16 protein-coding genes are annotated in these 26,877 nt (G+C 44.3%); 13 read left to right on the top strand and 3 right to left on the bottom strand.

Translation table 11 applies throughout. The features are described from left to right. The first annotated feature begins 236 nt into the window (after nucleotides 1-236). From ACDJ59_RS12365 to ACDJ59_RS12350, 4 genes are all read left to right on the top strand, one after another. A complete protein-coding gene (locus tag ACDJ59_RS12365) occupies nucleotides 237-992 on the top strand; it encodes an SDR family NAD(P)-dependent oxidoreductase (protein WP_076318015.1) in 756 nt (251 codons plus the stop codon). A gap of 486 nt (nucleotides 993-1,478) precedes the next feature. Next, the gene (locus ACDJ59_RS12360; RefSeq protein WP_413409168.1) at nucleotides 1,479-2,276 is read left to right on the top strand and encodes a sulfite exporter TauE/SafE family protein; all 798 of its coding nucleotides are present in this window, start codon (nucleotides 1,479-1,481) and stop codon (nucleotides 2,274-2,276) included. A 187-nt stretch (nucleotides 2,277-2,463) separates the two neighbouring features. Continuing rightward, nucleotides 2,464-4,845, top strand: a complete 2,382-nt coding sequence (locus ACDJ59_RS12355) for a polyprenyl synthetase family protein (protein WP_413409166.1) — start codon at nucleotides 2,464-2,466, stop codon at nucleotides 4,843-4,845. A gap of 268 nt (nucleotides 4,846-5,113) precedes the next feature. Continuing rightward, nucleotides 5,114-7,741, top strand: coding sequence for a PAS domain S-box protein (locus ACDJ59_RS12350; protein WP_413409164.1), 2,628 nt, complete (start codon nucleotides 5,114-5,116; stop codon nucleotides 7,739-7,741). 79 nt (nucleotides 7,742-7,820) lie between these two features. Here the strand turns inward: ACDJ59_RS12350 and ACDJ59_RS12345 are convergent, their stop codons facing one another. Continuing rightward, the gene (locus tag ACDJ59_RS12345) at nucleotides 7,821-9,587 is read right to left on the bottom strand and encodes an ABC transporter substrate-binding protein (RefSeq protein WP_413409163.1); all 1,767 of its coding nucleotides are present in this window, start codon (nucleotides 9,585-9,587) and stop codon (nucleotides 7,821-7,823) included. Nucleotides 9,588-9,916: 329 nt separating this feature from the next. On the opposite strand from ACDJ59_RS12345, the gene ACDJ59_RS12340 reads away from it, so the two are divergent. From ACDJ59_RS12340 to ACDJ59_RS12330, 3 genes are all read left to right on the top strand, one after another. Further along, nucleotides 9,917-11,152 (top strand): MDR family MFS transporter, encoded by a 1,236-nt coding sequence (locus ACDJ59_RS12340; RefSeq protein WP_413409162.1) that lies wholly within the window; start codon nucleotides 9,917-9,919, stop codon nucleotides 11,150-11,152. 618 nt (nucleotides 11,153-11,770) lie between these two features. After that, nucleotides 11,771-13,516 (top strand): ABC transporter ATP-binding protein, encoded by a 1,746-nt coding sequence (locus ACDJ59_RS12335; RefSeq protein ID WP_413409160.1) that lies wholly within the window; start codon nucleotides 11,771-11,773, stop codon nucleotides 13,514-13,516. Next, complete coding sequence (locus ACDJ59_RS12330) at nucleotides 13,513-15,282, top strand: ABC transporter ATP-binding protein (RefSeq protein ID WP_413409158.1); 1,770 nt, start codon at nucleotides 13,513-13,515, stop codon at nucleotides 15,280-15,282. The genes ACDJ59_RS12335 and ACDJ59_RS12330 overlap by 4 nt, the downstream gene beginning before the upstream one ends. A 116-nt stretch (nucleotides 15,283-15,398) precedes the next feature. On the opposite strand, the gene cyoE is transcribed toward ACDJ59_RS12330, so the two are convergent. Further along, nucleotides 15,399-16,328: a heme o synthase gene (cyoE, locus tag ACDJ59_RS12325; protein WP_413409157.1), complete on the bottom strand. Its 930-nt coding sequence runs from the start codon at nucleotides 16,326-16,328 to the stop codon at nucleotides 15,399-15,401. Nucleotides 16,329-16,790: 462 nt separating this feature from the next. Here cyoE and ACDJ59_RS12320 point away from each other — a divergent pair, with 462 nt between their 5' ends. From ACDJ59_RS12320 to ACDJ59_RS12300, 5 genes are all read left to right on the top strand, one after another. Continuing rightward, a complete protein-coding gene (locus ACDJ59_RS12320; RefSeq protein ID WP_413409155.1) occupies nucleotides 16,791-17,711 on the top strand; it encodes an NAD(P)/FAD-dependent oxidoreductase in 921 nt (306 codons plus the stop codon). Between the two features lie 299 nt (nucleotides 17,712-18,010). Further along, nucleotides 18,011-21,265 (top strand): bifunctional cytochrome P450/NADPH--P450 reductase, encoded by a 3,255-nt coding sequence (locus tag ACDJ59_RS12315; protein WP_413409154.1) that lies wholly within the window; start codon nucleotides 18,011-18,013, stop codon nucleotides 21,263-21,265. 261 nt (nucleotides 21,266-21,526) lie between these two features. Continuing rightward, nucleotides 21,527-22,114 (top strand): TetR/AcrR family transcriptional regulator, encoded by a 588-nt coding sequence (locus ACDJ59_RS12310; RefSeq protein ID WP_047842796.1) that lies wholly within the window; start codon nucleotides 21,527-21,529, stop codon nucleotides 22,112-22,114. Between the two features lie 68 nt (nucleotides 22,115-22,182). Continuing rightward, on the top strand, nucleotides 22,183-23,664 hold the full coding sequence (locus tag ACDJ59_RS12305; protein WP_413409791.1) for a DHA2 family efflux MFS transporter permease subunit: 1,482 nt from the start codon (nucleotides 22,183-22,185) through the stop codon (nucleotides 23,662-23,664). Between the two features lie 306 nt (nucleotides 23,665-23,970). Then, the gene (locus ACDJ59_RS12300) at nucleotides 23,971-24,618 is read left to right on the top strand and encodes a hypothetical protein (protein WP_413409152.1); all 648 of its coding nucleotides are present in this window, start codon (nucleotides 23,971-23,973) and stop codon (nucleotides 24,616-24,618) included. Nucleotides 24,619-24,705: 87 nt separating this feature from the next. Here the strand turns inward: ACDJ59_RS12300 and ACDJ59_RS12295 are convergent, their stop codons facing one another. Continuing rightward, complete coding sequence (locus ACDJ59_RS12295; protein WP_413409151.1) at nucleotides 24,706-25,683, bottom strand: alpha/beta fold hydrolase; 978 nt, start codon at nucleotides 25,681-25,683, stop codon at nucleotides 24,706-24,708. A gap of 199 nt (nucleotides 25,684-25,882) precedes the next feature. On the opposite strand from ACDJ59_RS12295, the gene ACDJ59_RS12290 reads away from it, so the two are divergent. Further along, nucleotides 25,883-26,860 (top strand): MBL fold metallo-hydrolase, encoded by a 978-nt coding sequence (locus ACDJ59_RS12290; protein WP_413409148.1) that lies wholly within the window; start codon nucleotides 25,883-25,885, stop codon nucleotides 26,858-26,860. The last annotated feature ends 17 nt before the right edge of the window (nucleotides 26,861-26,877 follow it).

Genomic DNA, 26,877 nt, shown 5'->3' with positions numbered 1-26,877 from the left:
TGATTTTGAGAAGAGGCTTGCCGATTCCGATGAATATTTAGCCTCATACTAGCAAGACTATATAATACCTATATGTAAATGGTGTGAATTTATTTACATATAGAGGTAACTATCCTATATTGTTTGACAAGGTTGGGATAGAAGCGTATGATAAGTATATAAGTTAATAAAATATAGTTACTTACTATAAGTTTTGAACTACACTTAAATATATTTTGCCAAAGGAGAGCTGAGTCATGACTCAACACAATGGAAAAGTAATCATTATTACAGGTGGAGCCAGTGGTATTGGTAAAGAAACAGCACTTCAACTTTCGGATCAAGGTGCGACTATTGTTGTCGCTGACTATAATGAAGACGGAGCGAAGAAGCTTGCGGCAGAGATTGAGACAGCAGGCGGAACAGCGGGCGCGTACAAAGTGGATGTATCCAAAGGGGACGAGATCAAAGCCCTGATCGACTGGACCGTAGAGCAATACGGTACGTTAAGCGGTATTTTCAATAACGCAGGCATTGGACTTGTGAAGCCATTTCTGGAGATGGACCCGGAATCCTATCACAGAGTCATTGATGTAGATCAGCACAGTGTATACTACGGTATGTATTATGGCGCGAAAAAAATGGTTGAATTGAACGTACAGGGTACCATTGTAAATACAGCTTCGATCTATGGAAGTGTTGCTGCAGTAGGTAGCTTCAACTACAACGCAGCCAAGGCTGCTGTTGTTATGATGTCCAAATCCGGTGCATTGGAACTTGCTGAGCATGGAATTCGTGTAGTTGGTGTAGCACCTGGCTTTATCGAAACACCGATTCTGGGTGATGACCAAGCCATGAAGGATGCACTTGCTACTCAACATATGCGTGGAGAGCTTATTCAACCCGAGAAAGTAGCCAGTGTGGTTACATTCCTGTTCAGTGATGCAGCCAGTGCAGTTAATGGTACAACCGTAGCCGTAGATGATGGATTCCTCAGCTTCAAAACTAAATAAGTACCCTTTTATAATTAAGGCAACTCATCTCAAAAAACAGAAAAAAACGGTGCAGAACGATTTATTCGTTTTGCACCGTTTTTGTATTTTCATTATAAAGTAATCGTGGCATATGAGAGGGAAATAAGTTTGTCGAATCATCCCGAAATTTCAGAGATCGTGATACAATTAACAAGGCTATAGCTTTTTATCATTTTGTGGTGTCATATACAATTCGAACTCCGAGAGAGCCATAACTCTCTTCTTTGTAATGACATTGAGAACAAGTTTTGGTCGAGCATAACGCATCGTTATGAACTTGTAATTTTTCGTTGCACTGTGGACATTTATTTTCAAAAAGAGTCTTCAACACGTTAAACATGCTTAATCACTCATTTCAGATTAATTTACTTGGTTTTCATTATAACGGATAATATTCGCTGTGTATACCACTTTTGAGTGATATCGAAATGAGATTTATATTGCACGAAAGGAAGCGCATAACCGATGGATCTTCTGCTTTTTGTCATCATGTTTATACTGGGTCTGGTCGGTTCATTCTTCTCCGGTTTGTTGGGTATTGGTGGGGCCATTATCAATTATCCGCTGCTGTTATATGTTCCATCCTGGATGGGATTGGAGCCGTTCTCAGCACATCAGGTATCTTCGATTAGTATGTTTCAAGTATTTTTTGCTTCACTTGCCGGTGTGATTGCATTCCGCAGAAAAGTACGAACGGGTAGAAGTGGTGGGGCGATCGTTCACCGCGGATTGGTGCTGTACATGGGTTCCAGCATTCTTGCTGGCAGTCTGATTGGCGGGTTCATATCCGGTCATCTGGACGGAAGGGTTATTAATCTGATCTATGGCATTCTAGCGATCATGGCGATTGTGCTTATGCTGATTCCCGGAAAGGGAAAACTTGATACCTCAGCTCCACTGGTGTTTAACCGATGGATTGCAGCAGGCACTGCTTTTGCAGTAGGCATTGTATCAGGAATTGTTGGTGCGGGGGGTGCCTTTATCCTTATTCCCATCATGCTGACGATTCTCAACATCCCCGTACGAACGACGATTGCTTCTTCACTGGCGATTGTATTTATCTCCGCAATCGGCGGCGTTATAGGGAAAATTACGGGTGGAGACATTCCGATGGAACCCATCATCTATACGGTGATCGGCAGTCTGCTCGGGGCATCCCTTGGTTCACGGGTTAGTTCGATGATCAATGTGAGGGTACTTCGATATGCATTAATCGTACTTATCGCCATCACAGCGGTCAAAGTCTGGTCTTCCATTCTGTAAAATCACGTATATGGGAATGAACAATGACGATTTCGTAACCAAACGGTTGGATCGCCGTATAAAGGTTATGAACATGAGCTGAAGCGTTGGATACACGATCAAATGAGTTCAGTTTTCGTCCATGGAGCACCTCATCTCCTTTCATGGATACATGTTTAACATTAATAGAAGTTGAGGTATCCACCCTATGAATAACGTACTTACAGAACAGGCTGATGCAGGATATCGGCTAGCTGAGCAGAAAGCATCTCAGTATTTTACTTCTCTTATGCAGCAACTTAACGATAATACGTATACGACAGCACTTACCCAAGATATTCATGTATGGCAAAAGAAACATATTCATCGTTTTGCCTGGCTTTCTCTTTTATCACCTAGCAAAAGAAAACCGGATCCCCGGGATGTTCATAGATATATCCACTGGCTGAATACTACAGGAAAGCTGGATGATTACCTGGATCGGAGTATCTCCTATATTTATATGCGGGATCTGGGGCAAGCCCTTGATTCTCCGGGTACGCAGACCCGAATTCAGAACGTTGTCCAGAATACCAAAAAATACTTTATGGGCTCTGCCACTGGGCGCAAAGGACAGCCTGATTATATCAGTCTGGCTGCGTTGTACCGGTGGGGACAGAAGGAGCACATTGAAACGGCTGTCATCTGGGTGATGAACAAATTAAAGAATGTAGCATCCAACATCCCTAAGGAGCTGGATGCAGAGCAGGCGCAGCGGAAGCTGATCAAGATCATTCTTGGCGTGGTCCTTCATGTGGACGATGAGATGAATGAGCAGACACCACCAGAAGAACGTGCCCGGAGATTTGATGCTGCGATTCGACTTGGTTATTCGTATGGTTTGACGTATCCATTTGTGGATGATCTGCTGGATTCTCAAGCTTTGACTGTTCAGGAAAAAGAACAATATTCCATGATGATACGCGATGCACTTCTTACCGGGGTCGTACCTGATCTGGGGGAGTGGAAAGGCAGCAACCTTGAAGTGATTGAATATGTACATTCGGAGCTTCGGGAAGCATTTGAGTACATCAAGAACTACCAGCATCCAGAGAAACAGCGCACGTTCTTAGAGCAATCCTATGTGTTCTTTCAGTCTCAGGAGATCGATCGCAACAAGAAATTAGCCAATGCGAATTATAGCAATGAAGAATTGTACATTCCGATTATTATCAAATCCTCTTCTTCCCGATTAATCGTCCGGTCTGTTCTCAGTGCACCGGTGGATGAAGGATTTGATCTGCGGACGTTCTATTACGGGATATATAATCAGTTGGCTGATGATTTTGCCGATATGTTTGACGATATGGAAGAGGAGGCAGTAACTCCGTATACGTACTATTTGAAGTATCGAGATTTGCGTCCCGACTTGATTAATCCATATGAATTGTATTGGGCAGTCATCTCTCATCTAATCCATGATGTATATAACTCGGACGCCAAGACCCGCGAGGTCATACTGGATCGTGCCATTAACGGTCTGAAGCGTTGTAAAGAACGGTTGGGGCAGCAAAAATATGATGAAGTGATGACGATCTTTGCCTCTGGGCAGCCTGAATTCAATCAACTGGTTCAACAGATGGTGCGAAAAGCAGATGACGTTGATTTCCTTGATAAATTGTTACGGGATCAGGTTGTGCTTCAATTGAAAAATGACAAGCAGGAGAAAGAGGAGTTCAAACAGACCATTCGAACGGTTCGCGAACAGATTAATGTGGAGTTGCAGATTGCAAAGCCCGGTGGCCTTCATGAGATGAAAGAAACGCTGATCGATGCGGCTAATTATAGTTTGCAGGGAGACGGAAAGAGGCTACGCCCCATATTAACTTGGGTTATGGGTGTGCGCGAGTATGGTCTACCTGAATCATCCATCGTTCCGCTGCTAAGATCATTGGAGTACATGCATACCGCTTCCCTGATCTTTGATGATCTGCCTACGCAGGATAATGCTTCGACAAGGCGTGGACGTTCCACGCTGCACCATGTGCACAATAGTGCCACAGCAGAGCTTACCGGTCTATTTCTTATCCAGAAGGCGATTGGAGAGCAATCCTCATTGGATCGTTTTGATGCGGCGACCGTGCTCAAACTCATTCAGTATTCGGCTGAAAAAGCAGAGGATATGTGTATGGGGCAGGCGATGGATCTGAACTCCAAAGGCAAGGCATTGACGCTGGAGCAGTTGAACATGATCTGTTTTTACAAAACAGGCATTGCCTTCGAAGCTGCCCTGGTTATGCCAGCGATACTTGCCCAAGTGAAGGAACCGGAGATGGCTACGCTGAAAAAGTTCGCTTATCATGCGGGGATCGCCTTCCAGATCAAGGACGACTTGCTGGATTTCGAGGGAAATCACCTCATTCTTGGGAAACCTGCAGGTCAGGATGAGCGGAACAACAATTCAACCTTTGTGTCTATTCTCGGTGATGAAGGCGCGAAAAAAGAGATGTGGGAGCATTATTGTCTTGCTACAGATGCATTGAACGAGATGCCGAAACCCATTCCCTTCTTGAGACATTTATTGGATTATCTCGTAGGGCGGGAGCACTGAACCATTTTCTCGCAATTCCTTGCAACATATGACTTATAATGATATATAATGACAAAGTTCGGGATTCCATGTGGATGGATTCCGGGCCTTGTTTGGTTTTAAAGACACAAATCTCTTAAAAAGATTTGTTTCAACAGCTGAATTTCTGGGTATTAAGCAGGTATTGTGTTTTAAAACGGATTAATTGTTATGAAGTAAATTACATTAGGCCAAATTTATATTTCGACAATCTTTATCTAAAGTATATATACCAAAAGGAGAGCTTACAATGCAGGTTCAAAAGGTCGATCATCATGAATTGTTCGAGCAGATCTATAATCAAGCGCCTATTGGAATTGCACTCGTTGCTCCAACAGGACAATGGATGAAAGTGAACCCTGCTTTTTGCTGCATGCTAGGTTATACAAGTGATGAATTAATGGATCTAAGTTACCAGGATATTACGCATCCGGAGGATTCACCACAAGATGTGATCTGTAGTTACGAGCTACTTGAAGGGAACTCAAAAGAAAATCAATACGAAAAGCGTTACATCAATAAAAATGGTGACATCTTATGGACGTCATTACATGTTTCCTTGGTTCGAAGCGAAATTACGGATGAACCTCTTTACTTTATTTGCCACATTGTTGATATTACTGACCGTAAAATGTCTGAACAAAAGCTTCTGCATACTGAAGAGATGTTCAAACTTATTACGGATCATGCTCAGGAGATCATCTATATTGCCGATCAGGAGGGTGTTTGTCGATTCTGCTCACCCTCAGTTCAAGGTTTACTGGGTTATTCGCCAGAAGAAGTAATTGGTCAAAATAATAACGCATACTTCCACCCACAAGATCTGGAACGGATCTCACAGATGGACTTGACGAAAGGTAATCTGTTGAATATCAGGGTCCGCCATAAAGAGGGGGATTACCTTTGGTTTGAAACCACATACAAAGTCTTTGGTGATGCTGAGCATGGACAGCAGATACTTTCGATTGGACGAGATGTATCAGAGCGAAAAAAACAAAAGGATATCAGTGCTGAGGCTGAGCGTATTGCCTTAATTGGTAGTTGGGAATGGGATATGGTCAAAGACCACATTACATTTTCAGATCAGATCTTTGAGATTTTTGAACTCGAACGCACCTGCAAACCATATCGAGTAAGTGATGTTTTTGATGTTATGGATTCCGAAGATTTAGCCTCCTTACAAAAACATATTACAGGGGTTAAACAGGGTGAACCGCTCGATTTTGAATACAAACACATCAGCTCTGATGGAAATGAGAAGTATCTTCACTTGCGCGGATTGATTACGCTCGATGAGAATCGTCAGCCAGTCCAGCTAAACGGAACAATACAGGATATTACTGAACGCAAGCGCATCGAATTTAAATTGCAGGAATCTGTGGAGCGATACACTTCGCTTAAGAAATACAATCATGACGCCATTATCTCGTTTAACATGGATGGTAACATTATGAATGCAAATCCAGTAGCGGTGAAAATGACGGGTTGTCCCGTGGCTGAAATGATCGACACAAGCATTAGCAGATTTATCGGAGCCAGTAATCTGGGTCTGATTCTGGGCAGTAATTATGAGATGGCTGAAAAGGAGATCAACGCTGTTCGGCACACGGATGGATCTGAGACAGAAGTCTTGGCTACGCTTGCTCCAATCATTATTAATAAATCCAATGTCGGGTTTTACCTGATTGCGAAGGATATTACGGAGCAGAAAAAACTGCTTGTAGCCAAAGAGACAGCGGAGAGAATGAATAAGGCCAAAAGTGAATTTTTGGCGATGATGAGTCATGAAATCCGCACACCTATGAACGGTGTAATTGGGATGACGGATTTGCTCTTGGATACTCCTGGACTTAGCGGGGAACAAAAGGAATATATTGAAATCATCCAGAAGAGTGGAGATTCCTTGTTGGCCATCATTAATGATATTCTTGATTTTTCCAAAATCGAGTCAGGCAAAACCGATCTGGTAGAAGATCCTTTTGATCTCGTAGAAATCGTAACCGAGACGGTGCAAATCGTAAAACCACTGGCTCGTGAAAAGAAGCTGGATGTTCGTATGTGCGTAGAAGATGCTATTCCAACTCCGGTGTATGGTGATGCTTATCGTCTTAAACAGGTACTTACCAATATCATCGGTAACGCGGTCAAATTCACTTCAGAAGGCGGCGTGGAAGTTAAAGTGGGAGTTAAGGAGCAATGCGGCAATAACGTGCAGCTTTATTTTCAGGTAAAAGATTCGGGCATTGGCATTCCGGCTGAGAGGAAACAACAATTATTTGAACCTTTCTACCAACTGGAGAATTTTATGACCCGCAAACCTCAAGGTACCGGTCTCGGCCTTGCCATTAGCAAGAAACTGGTGGAGCTTATGCAGGGTGAGATCTGGATCGAGGAATCGGATGAACCGGGTACAATCTTTATATTTACCGCCCAATTTAAATTAAATAACGGTGAAGAGAGCAACAGGTTGGATCAACAGCAGAAGAAGAGCAGAACATCAGCCTTACGGATTTTAATTGCAGAAGACAATGAGGTGAATCAACTCGTCCTTAGCAGAATCGTTGAGAAAAAAGGGCACTTCGTGGATCATGTGGCCGACGGTGTTGAGGGAGTCGAGGCGGTCAAACACACTTCATATGATATTGTCTTCATGGATGTGCATATGCCAAGGCTTAATGGATTCGAAGCGACAAAAGCGATAAAAAATGCTTTGCACCCCGAGAGTTGTCCATTCATTATTGCGGTAACTGCAAATGCCGTAAGAGGAGACATGGAAAACTGCTTGAAGGCAGGCATGGATGCGTATGTCAGCAAACCGATAAAAATCGAGTCCATTATGCAAGCATTGGAGACCTATTACATCAAAAATAATCTCTGAACGCGCTACAAATGGATTCATGAGTAAAAAGCTGCTTGCTTATCATAAATAGGCTAGCAGCTTTTTTATGCACAAATCTCTAAGGATTTTTGATCCACAATTTGGAGATGTCCAGATAACCGAATTCTGCTATCTGCATGCCGAAGATGCTCTGATCCAGTTCAGCCTGCTTGTTCATGTGACAGCCATGCAAGATCCAACAATGATCACGTAGCAATGCTTCAGCTTCATCCAGGAGCGCAGTACGGTCTGCCCGATGAAGCTTTGCGAAATGATCGAGTTTGTCATCCAGTAGAGACTGGAATGCAGGAGACATACACATATGAAAATGGTTGGACAGGTTTTTGAAAAAATGAATCATGCCGTACTGCCAATCTTCCTCCAGTATCTCTTCAGCGAGGATCAATTGTGCGTTCGTGGTTTCCTCTGAGTTGAAATAATCCACAACGGCTTGCATGCTGATGTTCAGACCGATGGACGCTGCACGACATTGAAACCACTCCGCAACGTCTGCATCTTTATTATACTTATACGATAATGTTATCTTCTCACCCTGGTACCCACAATTACGCAACAATTCACGAGCATGCTCAAGAGAGGCAGCGGTCCAGTCTTGGGCTGCACTTCTCCAGGGCAGAAAGCTGCTGGCCGGTGTGATCCGATTCCCACCGAGATCTCGGACAAGCGCGACCGAATCATAGACGATACGCAGGGCTTGTCGAAATAGGGGATGATGATGGATGCCTTCCTTGTGAAAATTGAACAGCATATACTGACAACCCAGCGCCGGATAATTGATACTGTTCGTCTGATCACAGCCTGTTGCCAGACTTAATCGATCTGTACCCGGTAGCTCATAATAGCGATCATTCGGACTCAGGTCAGGCACAAACCAGAAATGGACTTGATCCAGATGTGGCCGGATGCCGTAGTACGCATCAAAAGCGGTAAGCTCCAGCACATCTTCATTCAGCTCAGAGATCTGAAAAGGACCGGTACCTACCAATGTATTGGCTACATTGTAATCGTAGGGCAGGATTGTCATCCGAATACAACTGAACAGATGCAAGAAAAACCGATTAGGACGATGTAGAACAAACTTGATGCAGTAATCACCAGCTACTTCTGCTCGTTCAATATCCCGATACAACCAGATGGACGGACTATGCATATCAATCAATCGTTGCAATGTCGCTTGCACATCCCTGGACGTCATGATACGTCCGTTGTGGAAACGTACACCTTTGCGAAGATAGAAGGTCCATAAGCGATGGTCCTCGCTACACTCCCACATGTGCGCCAATGCTGGCAGGAATGATTCCGTCTTGGCATCATAAGTGATCAATGTATTACAGACCTGGCTTAATAGGTAGGTTTCAAATGCAGTATAAACAAAGGCTGGGTCCAAACCACCTAACTGGCGTGACCTCATGATGCGCAGGATATCCTGACCAGAGGCAGTTTCATCGTGGCCGTGAAATCCCATCTGTTGATGAAGGGAGAGCATGAGCTGTTCTCGCAATGTATCATCCATCTGAACGGTTCCGATGAGTTCAATAGCATCTTTCATTTTGCCTTTAGCCAGAAGTTCGGTAAAACTCGCTTCCAACGCTTCATTCATGCTACGCAGCATCGTTAACTCCGAATGATGTCCACGACCACGCCCAGGCTGCCAATGGATAAAGCCTTGTTCCTCCAATTTTCTGAGAATGAATTTCACATTGCGAGGGGTGCAGCACAAGGCAGCGGACAGGCTATCAATCGTTACCGCTACAGGTTCATGGAGCTTGAATGAAAGTTGTTCGGCCCCGGCGAGCCTTATAAAGTGTGTATGCAGGGTATCCATGGTCATGACTCCTCTATTAAAGGTGAAAAGTGTGATCATATGTTTACACTTTTCTTTCCCCCTTTTATCCTTACAATTATACATTAGTAGAGGTAGTTCAAAAAGTCCGCTTTTGATTACGAAAGATGCCTAAAGGCATCATCAGCATCGAATATGGAATTCAGCCGAAATGTCCGTTGCTCACGTAGTTTTCCCTACGCTCCGCTACTCCATTTCTAGCTTAATCCCAACTTCTCGGTACTGAAAACCGAACTTTTTGAACACGGATTAGTAGAGGTTGTTCAAAAAGTCCGCTTTTGAAGCATCTAGAAAGAATAGGAGAAGTTCGCATGAAGCAATATTTAAGACAAATTCACCCCCTGGCATGGACGATCATTATCGGAACCATGTTTGGACGTCTTGTGACGTCAATGAGCATCCCGTTTCTATCCATCTATCTGACTCGTGTGCTAGATGCTACACCGACCCAGACCGGTATTACTGTGGCCGTTAGCTCGCTGGCAGGTGTTATGGTCAGCTTTTATGGAGGTTATATTTCGGACCGAATCGGGCGCAAAATCGTGATGTTAATCTCGGTATTTAGCTGGGCAGGTGTGTTTTTTATTTTTTCAGCAGCTGAGCATCTATGGGTGTTCTTTGTTGCCAATACGTTAAACGGATTATGCCGCGCAGTATTTGAGCCCACCTCCAGAGCGCTGTTATCGGATATTACTTCTCCGGAGAACAAATTGCTGGTGTTCAACCTCAGATATGCTGCAATTAATCTCGGTGTGGTCTTTGGGCCAATTATCGGATTTCAGCTGGGATCATCTGAATCGACGTTTCCGTTTGTGATTTCCGGCTTGGTATACATAGCCTATGGACTTGTATTATTTCTGCAATTCAAGCTACAGCATGCCAATCTGCCAGAGCGTCATCAGGCGACCGCACCACGTTTGCGTGAAGCACTTATGACCACCGGTCGCGACCGGGTATTTCTGCCGGTATTGATCGGTACCACATTTTGTGTGCTGGGTTACGGCCACTTTAGTTCTACGTTGGCACAGTACTTGGCGAGGAGCCCGATCTTTGAGAATGGAAGTCAGATGTTCACGTACATGCTGTCCCTGAATGCCGTGACGGTACTGATTATTCAGTATCCTCTTGTGAGAACCTTCCGAAACTTCCCACCGCTTGTTCCGCTGATTGCGGGTAACCTGCTGGTTGCAACCAGTCTGATGATGGTTGGAATCGCTGAAGGTGTACTCATGATGATGATGAGTGTCATACTATTTACCATTGGGGAAGTGCTGTTGTTCACGATGATGGATATGCTCATCGACCGTATTGCAAAGCCGGAATGGAAGGGAACGTATTTCGGAACCATTGGCTTCAATAATATCGGTAGTGTCATTGCTCCTGTCATGGGAGGGTTGCTGTTAAGTCAATTTGGAGCGGAGAATGGACTCGCTGTCTTTCTACCGATTGCACTGACGACTGCCCTGGGAGTACCTTTTCTTCTGATAGCACACAGACGTCTTGTTGTTAGAGAAAAGCAAACAGAGCCTACATCATTAAGTATGTAGCGAGAATTGAAAAGTTTAATGGCATGAATTAAATAACAATTCAGTTAAAATTATCTTGACGGATGTTAGTCCAGCGAATACAATAAACAACAAATATGTGAAACGGGTGGGATGATGATTATGTTTATGCCTATACAGATTTCGAATCGATAACTGAATACGCATGAGCATAGTGACATTAATCCGATTTTTTTGCAATGATCGCGTTGGGACAGTCATGTTTGTGCACCTCTGTCGTGGACGCTCATCATTATTGCGATGCAGAGGAGATAGTTGAAATGCTTTGCATTTCATTCGATCTCTTTTGGCTACAAGCTGTAGATGAACATTAGTTCATCTATGGCTTTTTTGCATGCATTCCACCCAATTTGTTCACATGGAAAGGAGCGTTTGGAGCGTTATTTTATAAAACACTAACTTGTTAAAAAGGAGAATGTACAATGGTCAACATATGTTCTACATATCAATTATGGGCGGGAAATCCCGATTTTAATGTCATTATGTATGACTCATCCTAGTGGGAGTAACAGCGATCGAAAGGTTATTCTGTCATCGTAGTTACAATGTAATGTTCTTTAGTTCATTTTAAATAAATAAACCGATAAAGAGGTGGGACCTGTGCCCAAAACAGAGAAACGCTCCATGTCATGGCTGCTGCGTTATCTGAAACCCGTTAAAGGACGGCTGGCCTTACTTTTAATCATGTTGCTCACATCAACGGGGCTTCAGCTTTTGAATCCACAGATTATTAAACGATTTATCGATACAGCAGCAAGTGGGGGAGTCCTCGCCAATCTTGTTCAGCTCGCAGGAATATTTCTGGTTGTTGCCGTGTTTAATCAACTCATCACGGTAGCGGTCAGTTATTTGGGGAACGACGTGGCCTGGCGGGCCACGAATCAACTGCGCGGAGATCTGCTGAAGCACTGCCTGCGTCTTGATATGCGTTTTCATAATGTGAAAACACCTGGAGAGATGATTGAACGTGTAGATGGTGACGTAACGAGTATCTCCAATTTTTTCGCGATGTTCATTGTGCAAGTGATCGGGAGTTTTGTACTGCTGGCCGGAATTCTCGGATTCATGTTCAGTGTTAATGTGCCCATTGCTTTGGTGATGACCGTGTTCACATTATTATCGATCCTTTTCATGGTCTTTATCCGAAATCTAGGCGTGGACTCTTCCAAAAATGAACGTGCGGCAAGTGCCTCTCTGTTCGGATTAATTGAAGAACGCATTGCCGGGATTGAAGATGTGCAAGCAAATGGTCATGTGCCTTATGTGATGAACCGCTTTTACCGCACGATGCGCACGGTATTCCGTAAGGGGAGAAAAGCCTGGCTGCTACGGGTTATTCCGTGGAATACCACAGTAGTTCTGTTCGCACTGGCGGTCACTGCGGTGCTTTTGCTGGGTGTGCATTATTATATGGAAGGTCTAATTAGTATCGGAACATTATTTCTGATCTACCAATATACGCAGATGCTGAATGATCCGATTGAGATGCTTGGAGATCAGGTGCAGGAGTTCCAAAAAGCAAAATCAGGCATGCTGCGCTCCAGAGAGCTGTTGTCCATGCATAGTGTGATTGAAGAGGGTACAGAGGAGCAATTGCCGGAAGGACCTCTTGGTCTGGAATTCAGTCAGGTGCACTTCAGTTATAACCAGGATAAACCGGTATTGCAGGACATTACTTTTGCCATTAAACCTGGAGAACGTCTGGGAATCATCGGTCGCACAGGTAGCGGTAAATCGAGTCTTAGTCGTGTTCTTCTCCGGCTGTACAATCTGGATCGGGGTACGATCCGTGTGGGTGGAACGGATATCACAAAGCTTTCATTACAAGCGCTCTATCGCAGGGTGGGAATGGTGACACAGGATGTGCAGTTGTTTGATGGCACGCTGCGTGATAACCTGACCCTGTTCAATGGAGATGTATCGGATCAGATGATCAAGGAGACGACGGATCGTCTTGGACTTAGCCAATGGATTAATTCACAACCAGAAGGACTTAATACGTATCTGGCTGCAGGTGGTGCTTCATTGTCGGCAGGGGAAGCGCAGTTATTTGCCCTAACCCGCGTATTCCTGACCGAACCGAGTCTGGTTATTCTGGATGAACCTTCGTCACGTCTGGATGCTGCGACCGAAGGTATGTTGCAATCTGCAATTGACCAGTTAATGAAACGATCCACCGGAGTCATCATTGCTCACCGACTGGCTACACTGGAGAAAGTGGACCGGATTATGGTGCTAGGTGATGGGCGGGTACTGGAATTTGGAGCGAGGGAAGAACTTGCCAGTAACCCGGCATCTCACTATGCCAGACTGCTCATTACAGGCCGAGAGGAGGAATTGGCATGACTGTAGCAGGATTTATAGGCCGTTTGTTTCGATTTAGACCTTTGTTATTTGTAATCAACGGATTGTTATGGTGTATATTTCATTCCTTGCCGTTAGCTATCGGGATCGGGATGCAGTGGTTTTTTGATCGGACGACAGCGGGTTCCAATGACTATATGTGGCTTTCTGTGCCGCTTATCTTTATTGCTTTGGTCCGAATGGCAAGAGTGGGCACATTTTTTGTAGCCTTCTATGCATGGGTTACGTATCTGTATCATGTTCAGGCGATTTTGCGAACCAACATGCTCGCAGCGATCATGCGCTGGCCGGGACGTAATCTTCCGGCTTCACCAGGGGAAGCGATGAGTCGCTTTCGGGATGATGTGGATGAAGTCGTCGAGTATGTGGAATCATGGGTAGACTTCTGGGGACGTCTTGTATTTGCTGTTGTGTCTATCGTCATTATGGCGAACATTAATTGGCAGATCACATTGGTTGCCGTGCTACCGTTGGTGGTCGTTACCTTACTTAACAACCTGTCCGGAAATCGGGCTCGGAAGTATGCACAGGTTAATCGTGAAGCGACTGGGCGAATTACCAGTTTTATTGCGGAAACGTTTGGAGCAGTGCAAGCCTTGAAACTGGGTCAGGCGGAAGAGAACGTCGCTTCACGTTTTAACCAGTTGAATGAAGATCGTCGCCAGGCTGCACTTCGAGACAATCTGTTCAAGCAGTGGATGAGATCGATGAATCAGCATGTTCTAAGTATCTGTACCGGATTGATTCTACTGATGTGTGCAGCTGAGATGAAAGCAGGGAACTTTACCGTAGGTGATTTTGCCTTATTCACCAGTTATCTGGCCAATATCGGATTTAGCATTTCACTGTTTGGTTATATGGTGTTTCAGCACAAAAGGCTCAAGGTATCCTATGATCGTATGCGTAAGCTATTTCGCCCAGGGGAAGAAGATCAGATCATGGATTCGAGGGAAATTTATCTGTATGAAGATCCGCCGGAGCTTGTAAGTGAACAGAGGGACCCTAAGGAGAAGTTGCAATCTCTTGAGGTGAATAAGCTGACTTATCAATATCCGAATTCTGAAAATGGCATAGAAGAGATCAGTTTTCGTCTGAAACGCGGACAATTTCTTGTGATTACAGGACGGATCGGATCAGGTAAATCAACGCTTGTACGAACACTTCTTGGACTGTTACCCAAACAAAAAGGGGACATTCACTGGAATGGAGCGGCTGTTGATCCAGCCACATTCCTGATGCCGCCTAGAGCCGCGTATACCCCTCAAGTGCCAAGATTGTTCAGTGATACGTTGAAAGAAAATATCGTCCAGGGCAAACAGGGTAACACCGAGCAAGCCCTTGAAAAAGCCATTCGTCTGGCTGTGATGGAGAAGGATATCAAACATTTGGATCAGGGGCTTGAGACCCCGGTTGGTCCCAGAGGGGTGATGCTGTCAGGCGGGCAGATTCAGCGCGCGGCCACAGGACGCATGTTAATGACGGAGGCGGACCTGTTTATCTTTGATGACCTGTCCAGTGCACTGGATGTGGAGACAGAACAACAAGTATGGGAAGGGCTGTTCCAAGAGCCGGATGTCACCTGCATTGCAGTTTCTCACCGCAGGGCAGCACTTTCCAAAGCAGATCACATTATCGTGATGAAAGATGGACGCATTGAAGCCGAGGGAAGTTTGGCCGAATTGCTTGCCACCAATGAAGAGATGCAGCTGCTGTGGCAAGGGGAACAAACCCCCGCCAAAGTTGGATAGCTTAAAAAATTTAGAAAAGATAATAAAAAAACAAAAAAGCCTTACAGACGACTCCTTGAAAGAGGACAGTCTGTAAGGCTTTTTATCGTTATAACGAGTGGGAAGATGGAATATTTTTATCTCATCATCTGAGCAATCAAGGAATACGCAATGATGACCAGGAAGATAATAGTGATATGGTTAATGGAGAAGATAAACATCCGTTTGGACCATTTCTCTGTTTCTTTCTTATCAAAGGTAGCCACACTAAGAATGAGCCAGGCCAAGCTAACCAGAAATGCCACAATAGCGACAAATGGACTCATCGGCCAGAATAAAAAGCTGGAGATCAGTAACAGTACCAGATACACATTTGTCTGAATGTATGTCCGTCTGATGCCTTTAACAACGGGTAGCATGGGAACGCCAGCAGCTTTGTATTCGTCAAAACGACGAATCGCAATCCCGTAGAAGTGAGGCATTTGCCATAAGAGCATCGTAACGACCAATGCCCAGATCTCGAAATGACCCAGTTCCGGTGAAATGGCTGCCCAACCGATGAGTGGAGGCACAGCACCCGAAAGACTTCCCACTTCTGTGTTGTAGATCGTTGTACGTTTGGTCCACATCGTGTAAGGGAACACGTATAGCAACAGACCCAAAATACCAAATACAGCAGCGGATGGGGAAGCGATGTACAACATAATGCCCCCGATGATGGTGATTGCAATACCGAGAATTAGACCCGACTTGGTATCTACGAGTCCCGTAACGGTAGGACGTTTCTTCGTACGTTCCATAATCGCATCAATATCACGATCATACAGATTGTTAAACACCCCTGCAGCTCCAATAATGAGAGAAGAGCCAATGAAGGAAAGGATGATTGGTACAATATTAGCTAAGATTGAAGCATCAAATACATATAAAGCCAAACTTAAACCCGCAAACATGGCGATCAGGTTGGACTTGATGATTCCGATTTTGATCGTATCGAAGAATACTTTCGGAATCGAGCTATACTCCAGGCTGATATTGGTCTGTGAACCATTATTCAATGTTTTCAAGAACTCACTTCCTATATCTATACTTATATATTATGTCGCTATTATACCATTCAATACACTATGTGATTTAATTAACGTTTTAGTATTTAAAATAATGTCATTTGATTGTGAACAATTTAAAAACAAGGTTGTTTTTAATTGTTAAATAATTATTTCTGTGTTACAGGAGAGAATCGAAAAATCCGGGTATAACAGTGATTTAAAGTTTGTTCTGTCATTGTAGTGTAAGTGTAAATAATCTTTTATTCAACTCACACAGGCTGGATTGAAGAAAGTAGTTAAAGATATATGTTGCAAAATGCTTAGGTTTTGTTTATTGTAGATATAAGATATCTTTAATAGTCTTGTTTGAATGTGTTCTTGTAAATCTCCGATATTACTTTCTTAAGAGAGAGCGGAGGTTATTTTTAAATCTTGATTAGGGATATTGAATGTCTGGAAAGGGTGTATAGTATGAGTAATATGAATCAACTCTTGGATGTACTTATTATTGGTGGAGGACCAGCGGGGCTTAATGCAGCCCTAGTACTTGGCAGGGCCCGCAAGAACGTTGTGGTCATTGATGATGAGACACCGCGTAACTGGGTTACAAGGGAGACTCATGGGTTTGTGACAAGAGATGGGGCAAGTCCACGTGAATTTCGGAAAGCTGCCAAAGAACAGATTGCAGCGTATCCCTCAGTTCAATTTGCATCCGATACGGCAACAGCGATAACAGGTAGCGATGGTGATTTTGAAGTTAAGACTACTCAGGGGGCAAGTTATCGCACGAAAAAGATTTTGTTTGCGGTAGGTAAGAAAGATCTGCCTCTAGATATTAACGGATTAACAGAGGTTTACGGTAAAAGTGCGTTTGTGTGTCCATATTGTGATGGATGGGAGTTAAGAGACCAGCCGCTGGTCATCATCGTTAGTGGAGATAAGGCATTACATATGGCAAAAGTCATATCCGGCTGGACAGAACGTTATACGATCTGTACGAATGGATCAGATTCTTTAACTGATGAGCAGCGTGAAGAGCTGAAGCGGCATAATGTTACTGTATTCGATGCACCGATTCAATCCATTAACTCTGAAGAAGGGATGGTACAGCAAGTTGTTCTAAATGACGGTACAGAGATTCCATGCACAGGAGTTTTCTTCCAACCGAAACTGTTTACCGGATCAGAACTGCCAAAGGCCATCGGTTGTGAAATTACAGAGTCGGGGACGGTTATCGTTGATGTTTCCGGCAAAACATCTGTAGCGGGTGTATACAGTGCTGGTGATGCAGCATCCGAGATGTATCAGGCAATCACGGCTGCGTCTCTGGGGGCATTGTCTGCTGTAAGCATTAATAATGAATTGAATTTCGAGAAGTGGGATGAGCCAAGTCATCGTTAGATTAAATTAATAAGCGTCATAGAATCATAGCGTCATTGGTTCATACAGTAGGGGATTGCATATGCAATCCTCTATTTGTTGTTATTCAACCTAAACGTTGAACAATTCAAATGAAAGTAATACAGCCGGAAGAAAATTTGATATTAATTTAAAATTGGTTTATTGTATTATCAAATGATACAATTATCTATCATTTATAAAATCATCAAAGGAGAGATCACTTATGAATGAAAGCAGAACAGCCATCATATGGCTAACGAATACCTTGCTCCACGGCGTACAGTTAAGAGGTGATCATCATGAGTGATGCAACTTCCATTCCACAACCCAAAATGTATGGACCACTTGGCAATCTGCCCTTAATTGATAAAGATAAACCCACGTTGTCGCTAGGCGTTCTGGCTGAACAGCATGGACCAATATATCGACTTACCGTTCCCGGTTATTCCGGTTTAATCGTATCTGGGCCAGATCTTGTCGCTGAGTTGTGCGATGTGTCCCGTTTTGACAAATATGTATACAATGAACTCGAAAATGTACGTGCCTTTGGAGGCGATGGTTTATTTACAAGCAGAACATCGGAGCCCAATTGGAAAAAGGCCCATAACATTCTGCTTCCCACCTTCAGCAAACAGGCCATGAAAGGTTATCATCCCATGATGGTTGATATTGCCGAACAGTTGATCAACAAGTGGGCACGCCTCAATTCCAACGATACAATTGATGTTGCGGATGATATGACACGCCTTACGTTGGATACCATTGGACTATGTGGATTCAATTATCGGTTTAACAGTTTTTACAGACAGGACCACAGTCCTTTTATTGAAAGCATGGTTAGGGCATTAAATGAAGCGATGCAGAAGAGTTCACGTTTGAAAATTCAGAATCTGCTTATGGTGAAAACCAAACGACAGTTCCAGGAGGATATTCAGACAATGTTCTCTCTGGTAGATCAAATTATAGAGGAACGTAAAGCGAGTTCAGCACCCGAAGAGGTCGACTTGCTCGCACGTATGCTGAATGGCAAAGATCCGGAGACTGGAGAAATGCTGGATGATGAGAACATCCGGTATCAGATTATTACGTTTCTCATTGCCGGACATGAAACCACGAGTGGTTTATTATCTTTTGCTCTTTACTTTCTACTGAAAAATCCGAATTCGCTTCAAAAGGCGTATGACGAGGTGGATCAGATATTGGTTAGTGACTCACCACAGTACGAGGAAATTCTTCAGCTTTCTTATATTCGCATGATTCTTAGTGAGTCGCTACGTCTCTGGCCAACAGCCCCGGGATTTGACGTATATGCCAAAGAAGACACCATCATAGGTGGAAAATATCCCTTAAAGAAAGGGGAAAGCTGCAGTATTCTCCTGCCTCAGCTTCACCGTGACAGAGAGGCCTGGGGAGAGGATGCGGAGCTTTTCCGTCCGGAGCGATTTGAAGATACGACTAAAGTGCCTCATCATGCGTATAAACCTTTTGGTAATGGGGAGAGAGCGTGTATAGGCATGCAGTTTGCTTTATATGAAGCAACACTTGTGCTTGGCATGGTCCTCAAACATTTTGAGCTGATCGATTATAGCAACTATGAGTTAGATGTTAAACAGACACTGACATTGAAGCTGGGAGACTTCCGGATCCAGGTGAAAGCGCGCGCGGCTTCGCAAACAAGGAATAAGTCGACCGTATCTGCGAAAGAGAAACCTGCTCCTGTTGTTCATAAAAATATAGCAAGTGACAGCCAGAGGGGAGAAATCCTGGCCGTTGAAGCAGATGCTAAGCCTTCGCTCCTAGTGTTATATGGTTCCAATCTGGGAACGGCAGAAGGCATTGCCCGAGAGCTTGCGGAGAAAGGGAGGTCGTATGGAATCCCAAGTGAAGCAGCCGCTCTCAATGAGTGGATGGGCCGCTTACCCCGTCAGGGTGTCGTTCTCATCGTCACAGCTTCGTATAACGGTAAACCTCCGCAAAATGCTACGGCATTTGTAGACTGGTTAAAGGGAACAGAGTCAGAGGAAGCACGGGATGTAAACTATGCCGTTCTGGGCTGTGGAGATCGGAGTTGGTCCGGGACGTACCAGAGCATTCCTCGATTGATAGATGAGAAGCTTGAAGAATTGGGAGGTAAAAGACTGTTATCCCGCGGTGAAGCCGATGCCGGAGGTGATATGGAGAAACAAGTCGAGGCGTGGCAGCATATGGTGTGGCCACAGGTGTTGAGTGTCTTGGGGATTAGCGAGGAAACAATCAAATCCTCCAAGCCAAGCGCCAGTAGACTTCAAATGGAGTTTGTCCGCGAGAAAACGGATATGCCTCTTGCACGAACTTATGATGCCAGCTATGCCACGGTTGTAGTTAATAAAGAGCTTCAGGCGCTGGGAAGTGGAAGAAGCACACGTCACATCGAAGTGTTACTGCCTGAAGGCATGAATTATAGAGAAGGCGACCATCTCGGCGTGTTGCCTAGCAATCAGAAGCAGAATGTGGATCGGATACTCAGTCGGTTCGGACTACGTGGGGATACTCCGATCCAATTAACTTCGGACGTCAGCCATCTTACACACCTACCACTGAACAGACCCGTCAAGATTCATGAGTTGCTCGCTTATTGTGTGGAATTGCAGACACCAGTCTCCAGAACACAGTTGCAGGAGTTAGCTAATCATACGATATGTCCACCTCATAAGCGGGAACTGGAAGGCATGTTGGATGAAAACAGCTACAGGGATTATATTCTTGCCAATCGAATCACCATGTTGGACCTGCTAGAAAGGTATGAGGCGTGTGAGTTGCCTTTCGAAAGGCTGCTTGAACTATTGCCTCCGCTTAAGCCCAGATATTATTCAATATCCAGCTCGCCAAGCCTGAATTCCGAGCAAGCGAGCATAACTGTATCGGTAGTAAGAGAGCCTGCATGGAGTGGCAAAGGGGAATACCAGGGAGTTGCTTCATCGTACCTCGCCGGTTGTCAATCCGAAGAAGATATTCTGATGTTTGTACGTACACCTGAATCCGAATTTTATTTGCCGAAAGAGGCTGACGTACCCATGATCATGGTGGGACCGGGGACGGGTGTTGCACCATTCAGAGGTTTCCTCCAGGCGAGAGCGGTCATGAAACAGAAAGGTTTGCCACTGAGTGAGGCGCATTTATTCTTTGGGTGCAGGAATGAATCAGATTTCATATATCGTCATGAGCTTGAGCAATTCGAACGGGAAAGGATCGTTAAGCTACACACTGCTTTTTCTCGTGCGGATGGCAAGCCCAAAACGTATGTACAGCATCTGATGAAGGAGAATTCCGAACAGTTAATACACATGCTGATGAACAAAGGAAAACTCTACGTATGCGGGGATGGAAGCCAGATGGCTCCTGCGGTAGAAGAGACTTTACAGCAAGCATATCAGGAGGTGCAGGGAGCAACGATGCAGCAAGCGAAGGACTGGCTCATTCAGCTTCAGGCCGAAGGACGCTACGTGCAAGACGTGTGGGCAGGTAATAACCGAACAGGTGAAACTCCTAAAGCTGTGCATGAGGAGGTACATTAAGACGGAGATGACTCCAATATCTACTAATATACAATCCTTAATATACTCAAGCTAACAAACAGCCGCTTAATCTGGAGCTTTGTCTCCAAATTAGCGGCTGTTATGATGATCTGACCATGAGCCGTCGCTCGGGTCATTTTCTCACTCCTGAACTGTTAGCGTTTACATTAAAATTTGAAATAAAATGATTGACAGTCCTTATCTGAACGAGTTTAATTATATAGACCGATTGTTATAATTATTTGAAGGAAGTGGCTTTCGTTGAGTGAAAAGTCTAATGCTAGAGAGTCTATTGTCAGCACAGCAGCGAGACTGTTTTTTTCACAAGGATATCATGCGACCGGTCTGAATCAGATCATCAAAGAGAGTAGTACGCCGAAAGGGTCGTTGTATCATTATTTCCCGCAAGGCAAGGAAGAGCTCGCGCACGAGTGTATTCAAAAAGCCAATGAACATATCTTGCAGACATTTGAGAAAACATTTGCAGCCCACGACAATACGGGGGATGCCATTCAGAGATTTATTCATGATTTGGCTCATGAAACAGAAGCAGCCGGGTTTACCGGATTTCTGCCATTCAGCTTCTGGGCAGCTGTGGAGACATCGTGTATTAGTCAGCAGTTGCGTATTGCATGTCAGGGTGTATTTGCAGATTGGCAAGATGTCATTAAGAAACATCTGATTCTGGATGGCGTTGGTGAAGAGAAGGCGCGGGAGACGGCACTTCTGATCATTTCTTTGATGGAGGGAGCACTGATTATCAGCCTGACGAATCAGGATAAACAGCCTCTGCTGACGGCTGCTGAGTATTTGTCGGTTGTGACGAAGAACGCCAAACAGATTCAATAATTTATACCAAGAGACAGAGAAAAAGAAAGTTCGATACGTTTGAGGAGGATGGGATCGTGGAGGTTTCCATGAAGGCTGATTCTGCACAGAATCAACAAGAAACAAAGCAATACAAGGTATTTCCGATTTTGTTCGCGATGCTGCTGAGCGGCTTTATAGGTCTGTTTGGAGAAACGGCATTAAACGTGGCATTGACGCCACTTATGGCTCTACTGGAAGTAGGTCCTACAACGATTCAATGGTTAACTACAGGTTACTTGCTTGTGTTGGGAATCCTGGTACCGGTATCCGGTATGCTGCTGCAGTGGTTTACCACAAGACAGCTGTTTACAACATCTTTGATTTTCTCGATTGCAGGAACATTTGTTGCTGCACTTGCACCTAGCTTCGAAATTCTGTTAGTGGCACGGGTACTGCAGGCGATAGGTACAGCGCTATTGTTGCCACTGATGTTTAACACCATATTGGTTATTTTCCCGATTGAAAAACGTGGAGCGGCCATGGGATTGATCGGTTTGGTTATCATGTTTGCACCAGCAAGCGGTCCGAGTATCTCCGGTCTGATTCTGGCTAATCTGAGCTGGCATTGGATCTTCTGGATCTCCTTACCGTTCTTCCTGATCTCACTGGTATGCGGCTTGTTGTTCTTGCCGAATATTTCGAAATTGACCAAGCCCAAAATTGACGTACTGTCCATTATCCTTTCTACCCTTGGTTTTGGTGGTATCGTATACGGCTTCAGTAGTGCAGGGGGACATGGGGAAACTGGCGGAGGCTGGACGAGTCCGGTCGTTGTTGCCACTCTCGTTATTGGTGTGTTGTCCTTGCTGTTATTCAGTATCCGTCAGTTGAGAATGAAACAGCCAATGATGGATTTGCGAGCGTTCAAATATCCGATGTTTACGATTGGCTTGATCCTGATATTCATCTGTATGATGATGATGCTGTCATCCATGCTGATCCTGCCAATGTATCTGCAACAAGGTATGGCCGTTACAGCGTTAACTGCCGGACTGGTTCTATTGCCGGGTAGTTTGCTGAATGGTTTACTGTCTCCGGTCATGGGCCGACTGTTTGACAAGTTCGGTCCGAAGTGGCTTGTGATTATTGGTCTGGCTGTCGTAACGGTTGTACTCTTCATGTACACTGGAATTACACCTACAACAACACTGGCAAAAATCATTACGCTGCATGTGTTCATGATGGTCGGAATCTCGATGATTATGATGCCTGCACAGACGAATGGTCTGAACCAATTGCCACGTGAGTATTATCCTCACGGTACTGCCATCATGAATACGTTGCAACAGGTATCCGGAGCGATCGGTACGGCTGTTGCGGTAAGTATACTGAGCGCAGGACAATCCCGCTTTTTGAGCGGAGTGGCGAATCCGGAAAGTCCAGAAAATCAACTGGCAGGTTTCACGTCAGGTGTACAGAATGCGTTTGTATTTGCATTAGTTCTGTCGATTATCGGTCTGATTGCTTCACTCTTCGTGAAACGGGTCAAAGTAGGATCAACGCCAGGACAACAAGGTCCTATGCATTAATCCATTAACTAACAATAATAATTAGATATTGTATAAGAGCGATGTGTCCCTTAACTCTAAGGACGCATCGCTTTTTTGCGTATCTATCTTTTTCGGTGTTGACGTGAAACGGGTTACAGCCATTAGAGTAAAAATGTAGCCGGAATACGGCGGTCTAAAGAATGAATTTCAGAGCAAATACTTCATGTTCCGGCAAAATTGTATATGTTCATACTAATATAAAAGGGTAATATAGAATGTATTAGTACAATTTTTAACCAATTCGAAAACGGTTTATATTTTATTTTTACTCAAGGAGACATCGTTATGATTATCATCAATCCCATTAGCAATAACATTGAAAAGATGCTGTTGCACTACGAAAAAAATGGCCATCTCACTCTACAGGCTTCGCTTATTAGTAATAGCTCGGTTGTATATAGATTGCAAAACTATTGTCTCAAGGTATACGCTTCACGTGCAAGATTGGATGGGGAGATGGAAAGTGAAGCACTTAGGGAATTGCAGAGTAATCCTTATGCACCTAAATTGTATGCGCATTCACCAGGGGAGTACACCCTGACAGAGTGGATTGAAGCATTCAAACTGAAAGAGTACCGTGTAACCTATGGACACATTCCTCCCAACTTGATATACGATATGTTTACGACGGAACTTCAGCAGATTCATGCTGGATATTGGGACTGGGATGTCATCCGATATGAGAATTTGCTCTGGACCAAGACAGGTGATGTGAAGAGAACGAACTTTTGGTTGTGTGAGCCTGTGAACTCCAGACGTGAGAACTTATATAACCAGGTCATTCGAAGAATTGATAACATCTACAATGGCGATCGAACCGAAATGGAGGCGATGAAACAGTATTTTTATCGTCACCAGTTGACTTCATTAGAGATCGAACAAGCTTTCAGCGATTTCAGGTCCCAACGGCCAAGGCTGGCGATAGCACAATAAATCACATACTTAAAACCCCAAAGATATTAGAGAATCTTTGGGGTTTCTTTTAAGATATAACATAGCCTTACTTTAGCAGGGTGTACGTTACTTCTTCACCAGGGCCAATATCTCTTCCGCAACGAGGTCAGGGCGATATTGATGGATGTAATGATCGGTATCTTTAATGGTTACCTGTTTAGAATCATCTGACCAGGATTTGAATTCTACTTGGGATTTATCCCATTCGGGTTCACTTGCCCCAAGGTAATCAGCCGTCAGTATGGTGAGTGGAAACGGTAAGGTTTGCTTGTGATCTACAACCACTTTGGCATTGGCAGCTATTTCACGTAATTCATCCAACGTGTTCACATTACCATAGTTGTGCAACAGCGCAGTTGTATCCAATTTTTTCAGATCATCGGGTACAAGTTTCAGTTCATTACGATTGGCATTAGAAGTTTCGACAACCATGTCAGATTGCATGGAGAGGCGGAATAGTCCGGTTTGGATACGGAATTTATTCGCAAAACCACCAATTGTGTCTGCCAAAGAGTCATCGTCATTCGAATAATATTCGGGGCTTCCGCCATCAATTATGACGATACCCTTGACGAGATCCGGGTATTTTTGTGCGAAACGGATGGTTTCCAGCGAGCCGAGTGAATGTCCAACTAATACATAAGGTGGCTTCTGTCCAGATACCTGCAACAACTCGTGTAATTCTTCAGCTACGGTATCTACATCACGTTTCTTATCGGTCTGATCGCTATATCCATAGCCAAATCGGTCATATACAGCGAATTTTGTGTTGGGAGCAAGCTTTTCATATAATGGATAATAATCTACATAGGGATTAGCGGTCCCCCAGCCAGAGGCGAGTACGACTGTTACATCGCCTTCTCCACCAGTGTATAGATGCATATTGTCTCCATGGACTTCGTACAGCTTACCAGGGGGGACGAGTGTTTTGGCATCCTGCCTTAAACCCACTTGTTGGTAGATCACGCCAGTACCCAGAAGCAACAGAACTATCGCCAGGTCAAATATCAAAAACTTAACTAATCTTTTGCGCCATTTCTTCATGTTCTCTCACATACTCTCCATGTATTTTCTCTATCATATATGCCCAATCTTATAGGAGAGAAAACAGAGTCTTAATTCTATCTTAATTAGCCGAAAATTGAATATCAACGGCCAATGAATTAATATATAGCTATGATATGAATAGTTCCTATCCAAATATTGAACCTAGATTGATTATATAGAACAGAAGGTATGTATAATGACAAAATACGAAAATCAGCTCCCGACATCAGCAGGCATGAACTTCAAGTCCCTGATCAGTATATTGAGAGATTCCATGCGTGGCAATGTAGAGCGGAGGCCATCTGGCATGATGCCTATGGAGATATGTGAACCTGCTGAAACCTTCAGTGCATCCGATAATCCACAGGTTACATGGTTCGGACATTCGGCTTTTTTGCTTGAAATTGAAGGGCACAGATTGCTCTTTGATCCGATGCTGGGCAATCGTCCATCCCCCGTGTCTTGGGTGGGCACCAAACGGTACAGCACCAATCTACCGATTAAACCAGAGGATTTCCCAACGCTGGATGCAATCATTATATCGCATGACCATTATGACCATTTGGACTATGACTCCATCCGCAGATTAAAGGATAAAACAAAGCGATTTATCGTACCGCTTGGGGTACGTCGTCGACTGATTCAACTGGGTGTGCCTTCGGAACAGATTACCGAGCATAACTGGTGGGATGAGTTATCGTTCAAAGGTCTAACATTCGCTTGCACGCCAGCGCGACATTTCTCAGGCAGAGGATTATTTGACCGTAATTCTACCTTGTGGTGTTCGTGGGTTATCGTTGGACAACATACAAAGGTGTTCTTTAGTGGCGATAGCGGATATGGTCCTCATTTCAAGGAAATTGGCAGTAAATACGGACCATTTGACCTCACCTTGATGGAATGTGGGCAATATGACGAGCGGTGGTCCAACATTCACATGATGCCGGAAGAAACGGTGCAAGCACACTTGGATGTAAAGGGGAAGTTGCTTATCCCGATTCATTGGGCCGCATTTACGCTGGCCTATCATGCCTGGAATGAACCAGTCGAACGGATTATGAAGGCTGCACATGCTTTGAACGTTAAGATCGCAACTCCCAAAATCGGCGAGAAGGTTGTGCTTCATACGGAGCAATATCCTACACATCCATGGTGGAGACCGGAATTAGGATAAAAAAATAAAAGCGTTCA

This window comes from Paenibacillus amylolyticus, assembly GCF_047302515.1.
GTDB classification, from domain to species: domain Bacteria; phylum Bacillota; class Bacilli; order Paenibacillales; family Paenibacillaceae; genus Paenibacillus; species Paenibacillus amylolyticus_G.
This window is presented reverse-complemented; position numbering and strand designations above follow the sequence as displayed.

Coding starts and splice junctions, on each gene's coding strand:
- ACDJ59_RS12365 (WP_076318015.1), top strand. CDS start 237: ATGACTCAACACAATGGAAAAGTAATCATTATTACAGGTGGAGCCAGT.
- ACDJ59_RS12360 (WP_413409168.1), top strand. CDS start 1,479: ATGGATCTTCTGCTTTTTGTCATCATGTTTATACTGGGTCTGGTCGGT.
- ACDJ59_RS12355 (WP_413409166.1), top strand. CDS start 2,464: ATGAATAACGTACTTACAGAACAGGCTGATGCAGGATATCGGCTAGCT.
- ACDJ59_RS12350 (WP_413409164.1), top strand. CDS start 5,114: ATGCAGGTTCAAAAGGTCGATCATCATGAATTGTTCGAGCAGATCTAT.
- ACDJ59_RS12345 (WP_413409163.1), bottom strand. CDS start 9,587: ATGGATACCCTGCATACACACTTTATAAGGCTCGCCGGGGCCGAACAA.
- ACDJ59_RS12340 (WP_413409162.1), top strand. CDS start 9,917: ATGAAGCAATATTTAAGACAAATTCACCCCCTGGCATGGACGATCATT.
- ACDJ59_RS12330 (WP_413409158.1), top strand. CDS start 13,513: ATGACTGTAGCAGGATTTATAGGCCGTTTGTTTCGATTTAGACCTTTG.
- ACDJ59_RS12320 (WP_413409155.1), top strand. CDS start 16,791: ATGAATCAACTCTTGGATGTACTTATTATTGGTGGAGGACCAGCGGGG.
- ACDJ59_RS12315 (WP_413409154.1), top strand. CDS start 18,011: ATGAGTGATGCAACTTCCATTCCACAACCCAAAATGTATGGACCACTT.
- ACDJ59_RS12305 (WP_413409791.1), top strand. CDS start 22,183: ATGAAGGCTGATTCTGCACAGAATCAACAAGAAACAAAGCAATACAAG.
- ACDJ59_RS12300 (WP_413409152.1), top strand. CDS start 23,971: ATGATTATCATCAATCCCATTAGCAATAACATTGAAAAGATGCTGTTG.
- ACDJ59_RS12295 (WP_413409151.1), bottom strand. CDS start 25,683: ATGAAGAAATGGCGCAAAAGATTAGTTAAGTTTTTGATATTTGACCTG.
- ACDJ59_RS12290 (WP_413409148.1), top strand. CDS start 25,883: ATGACAAAATACGAAAATCAGCTCCCGACATCAGCAGGCATGAACTTC.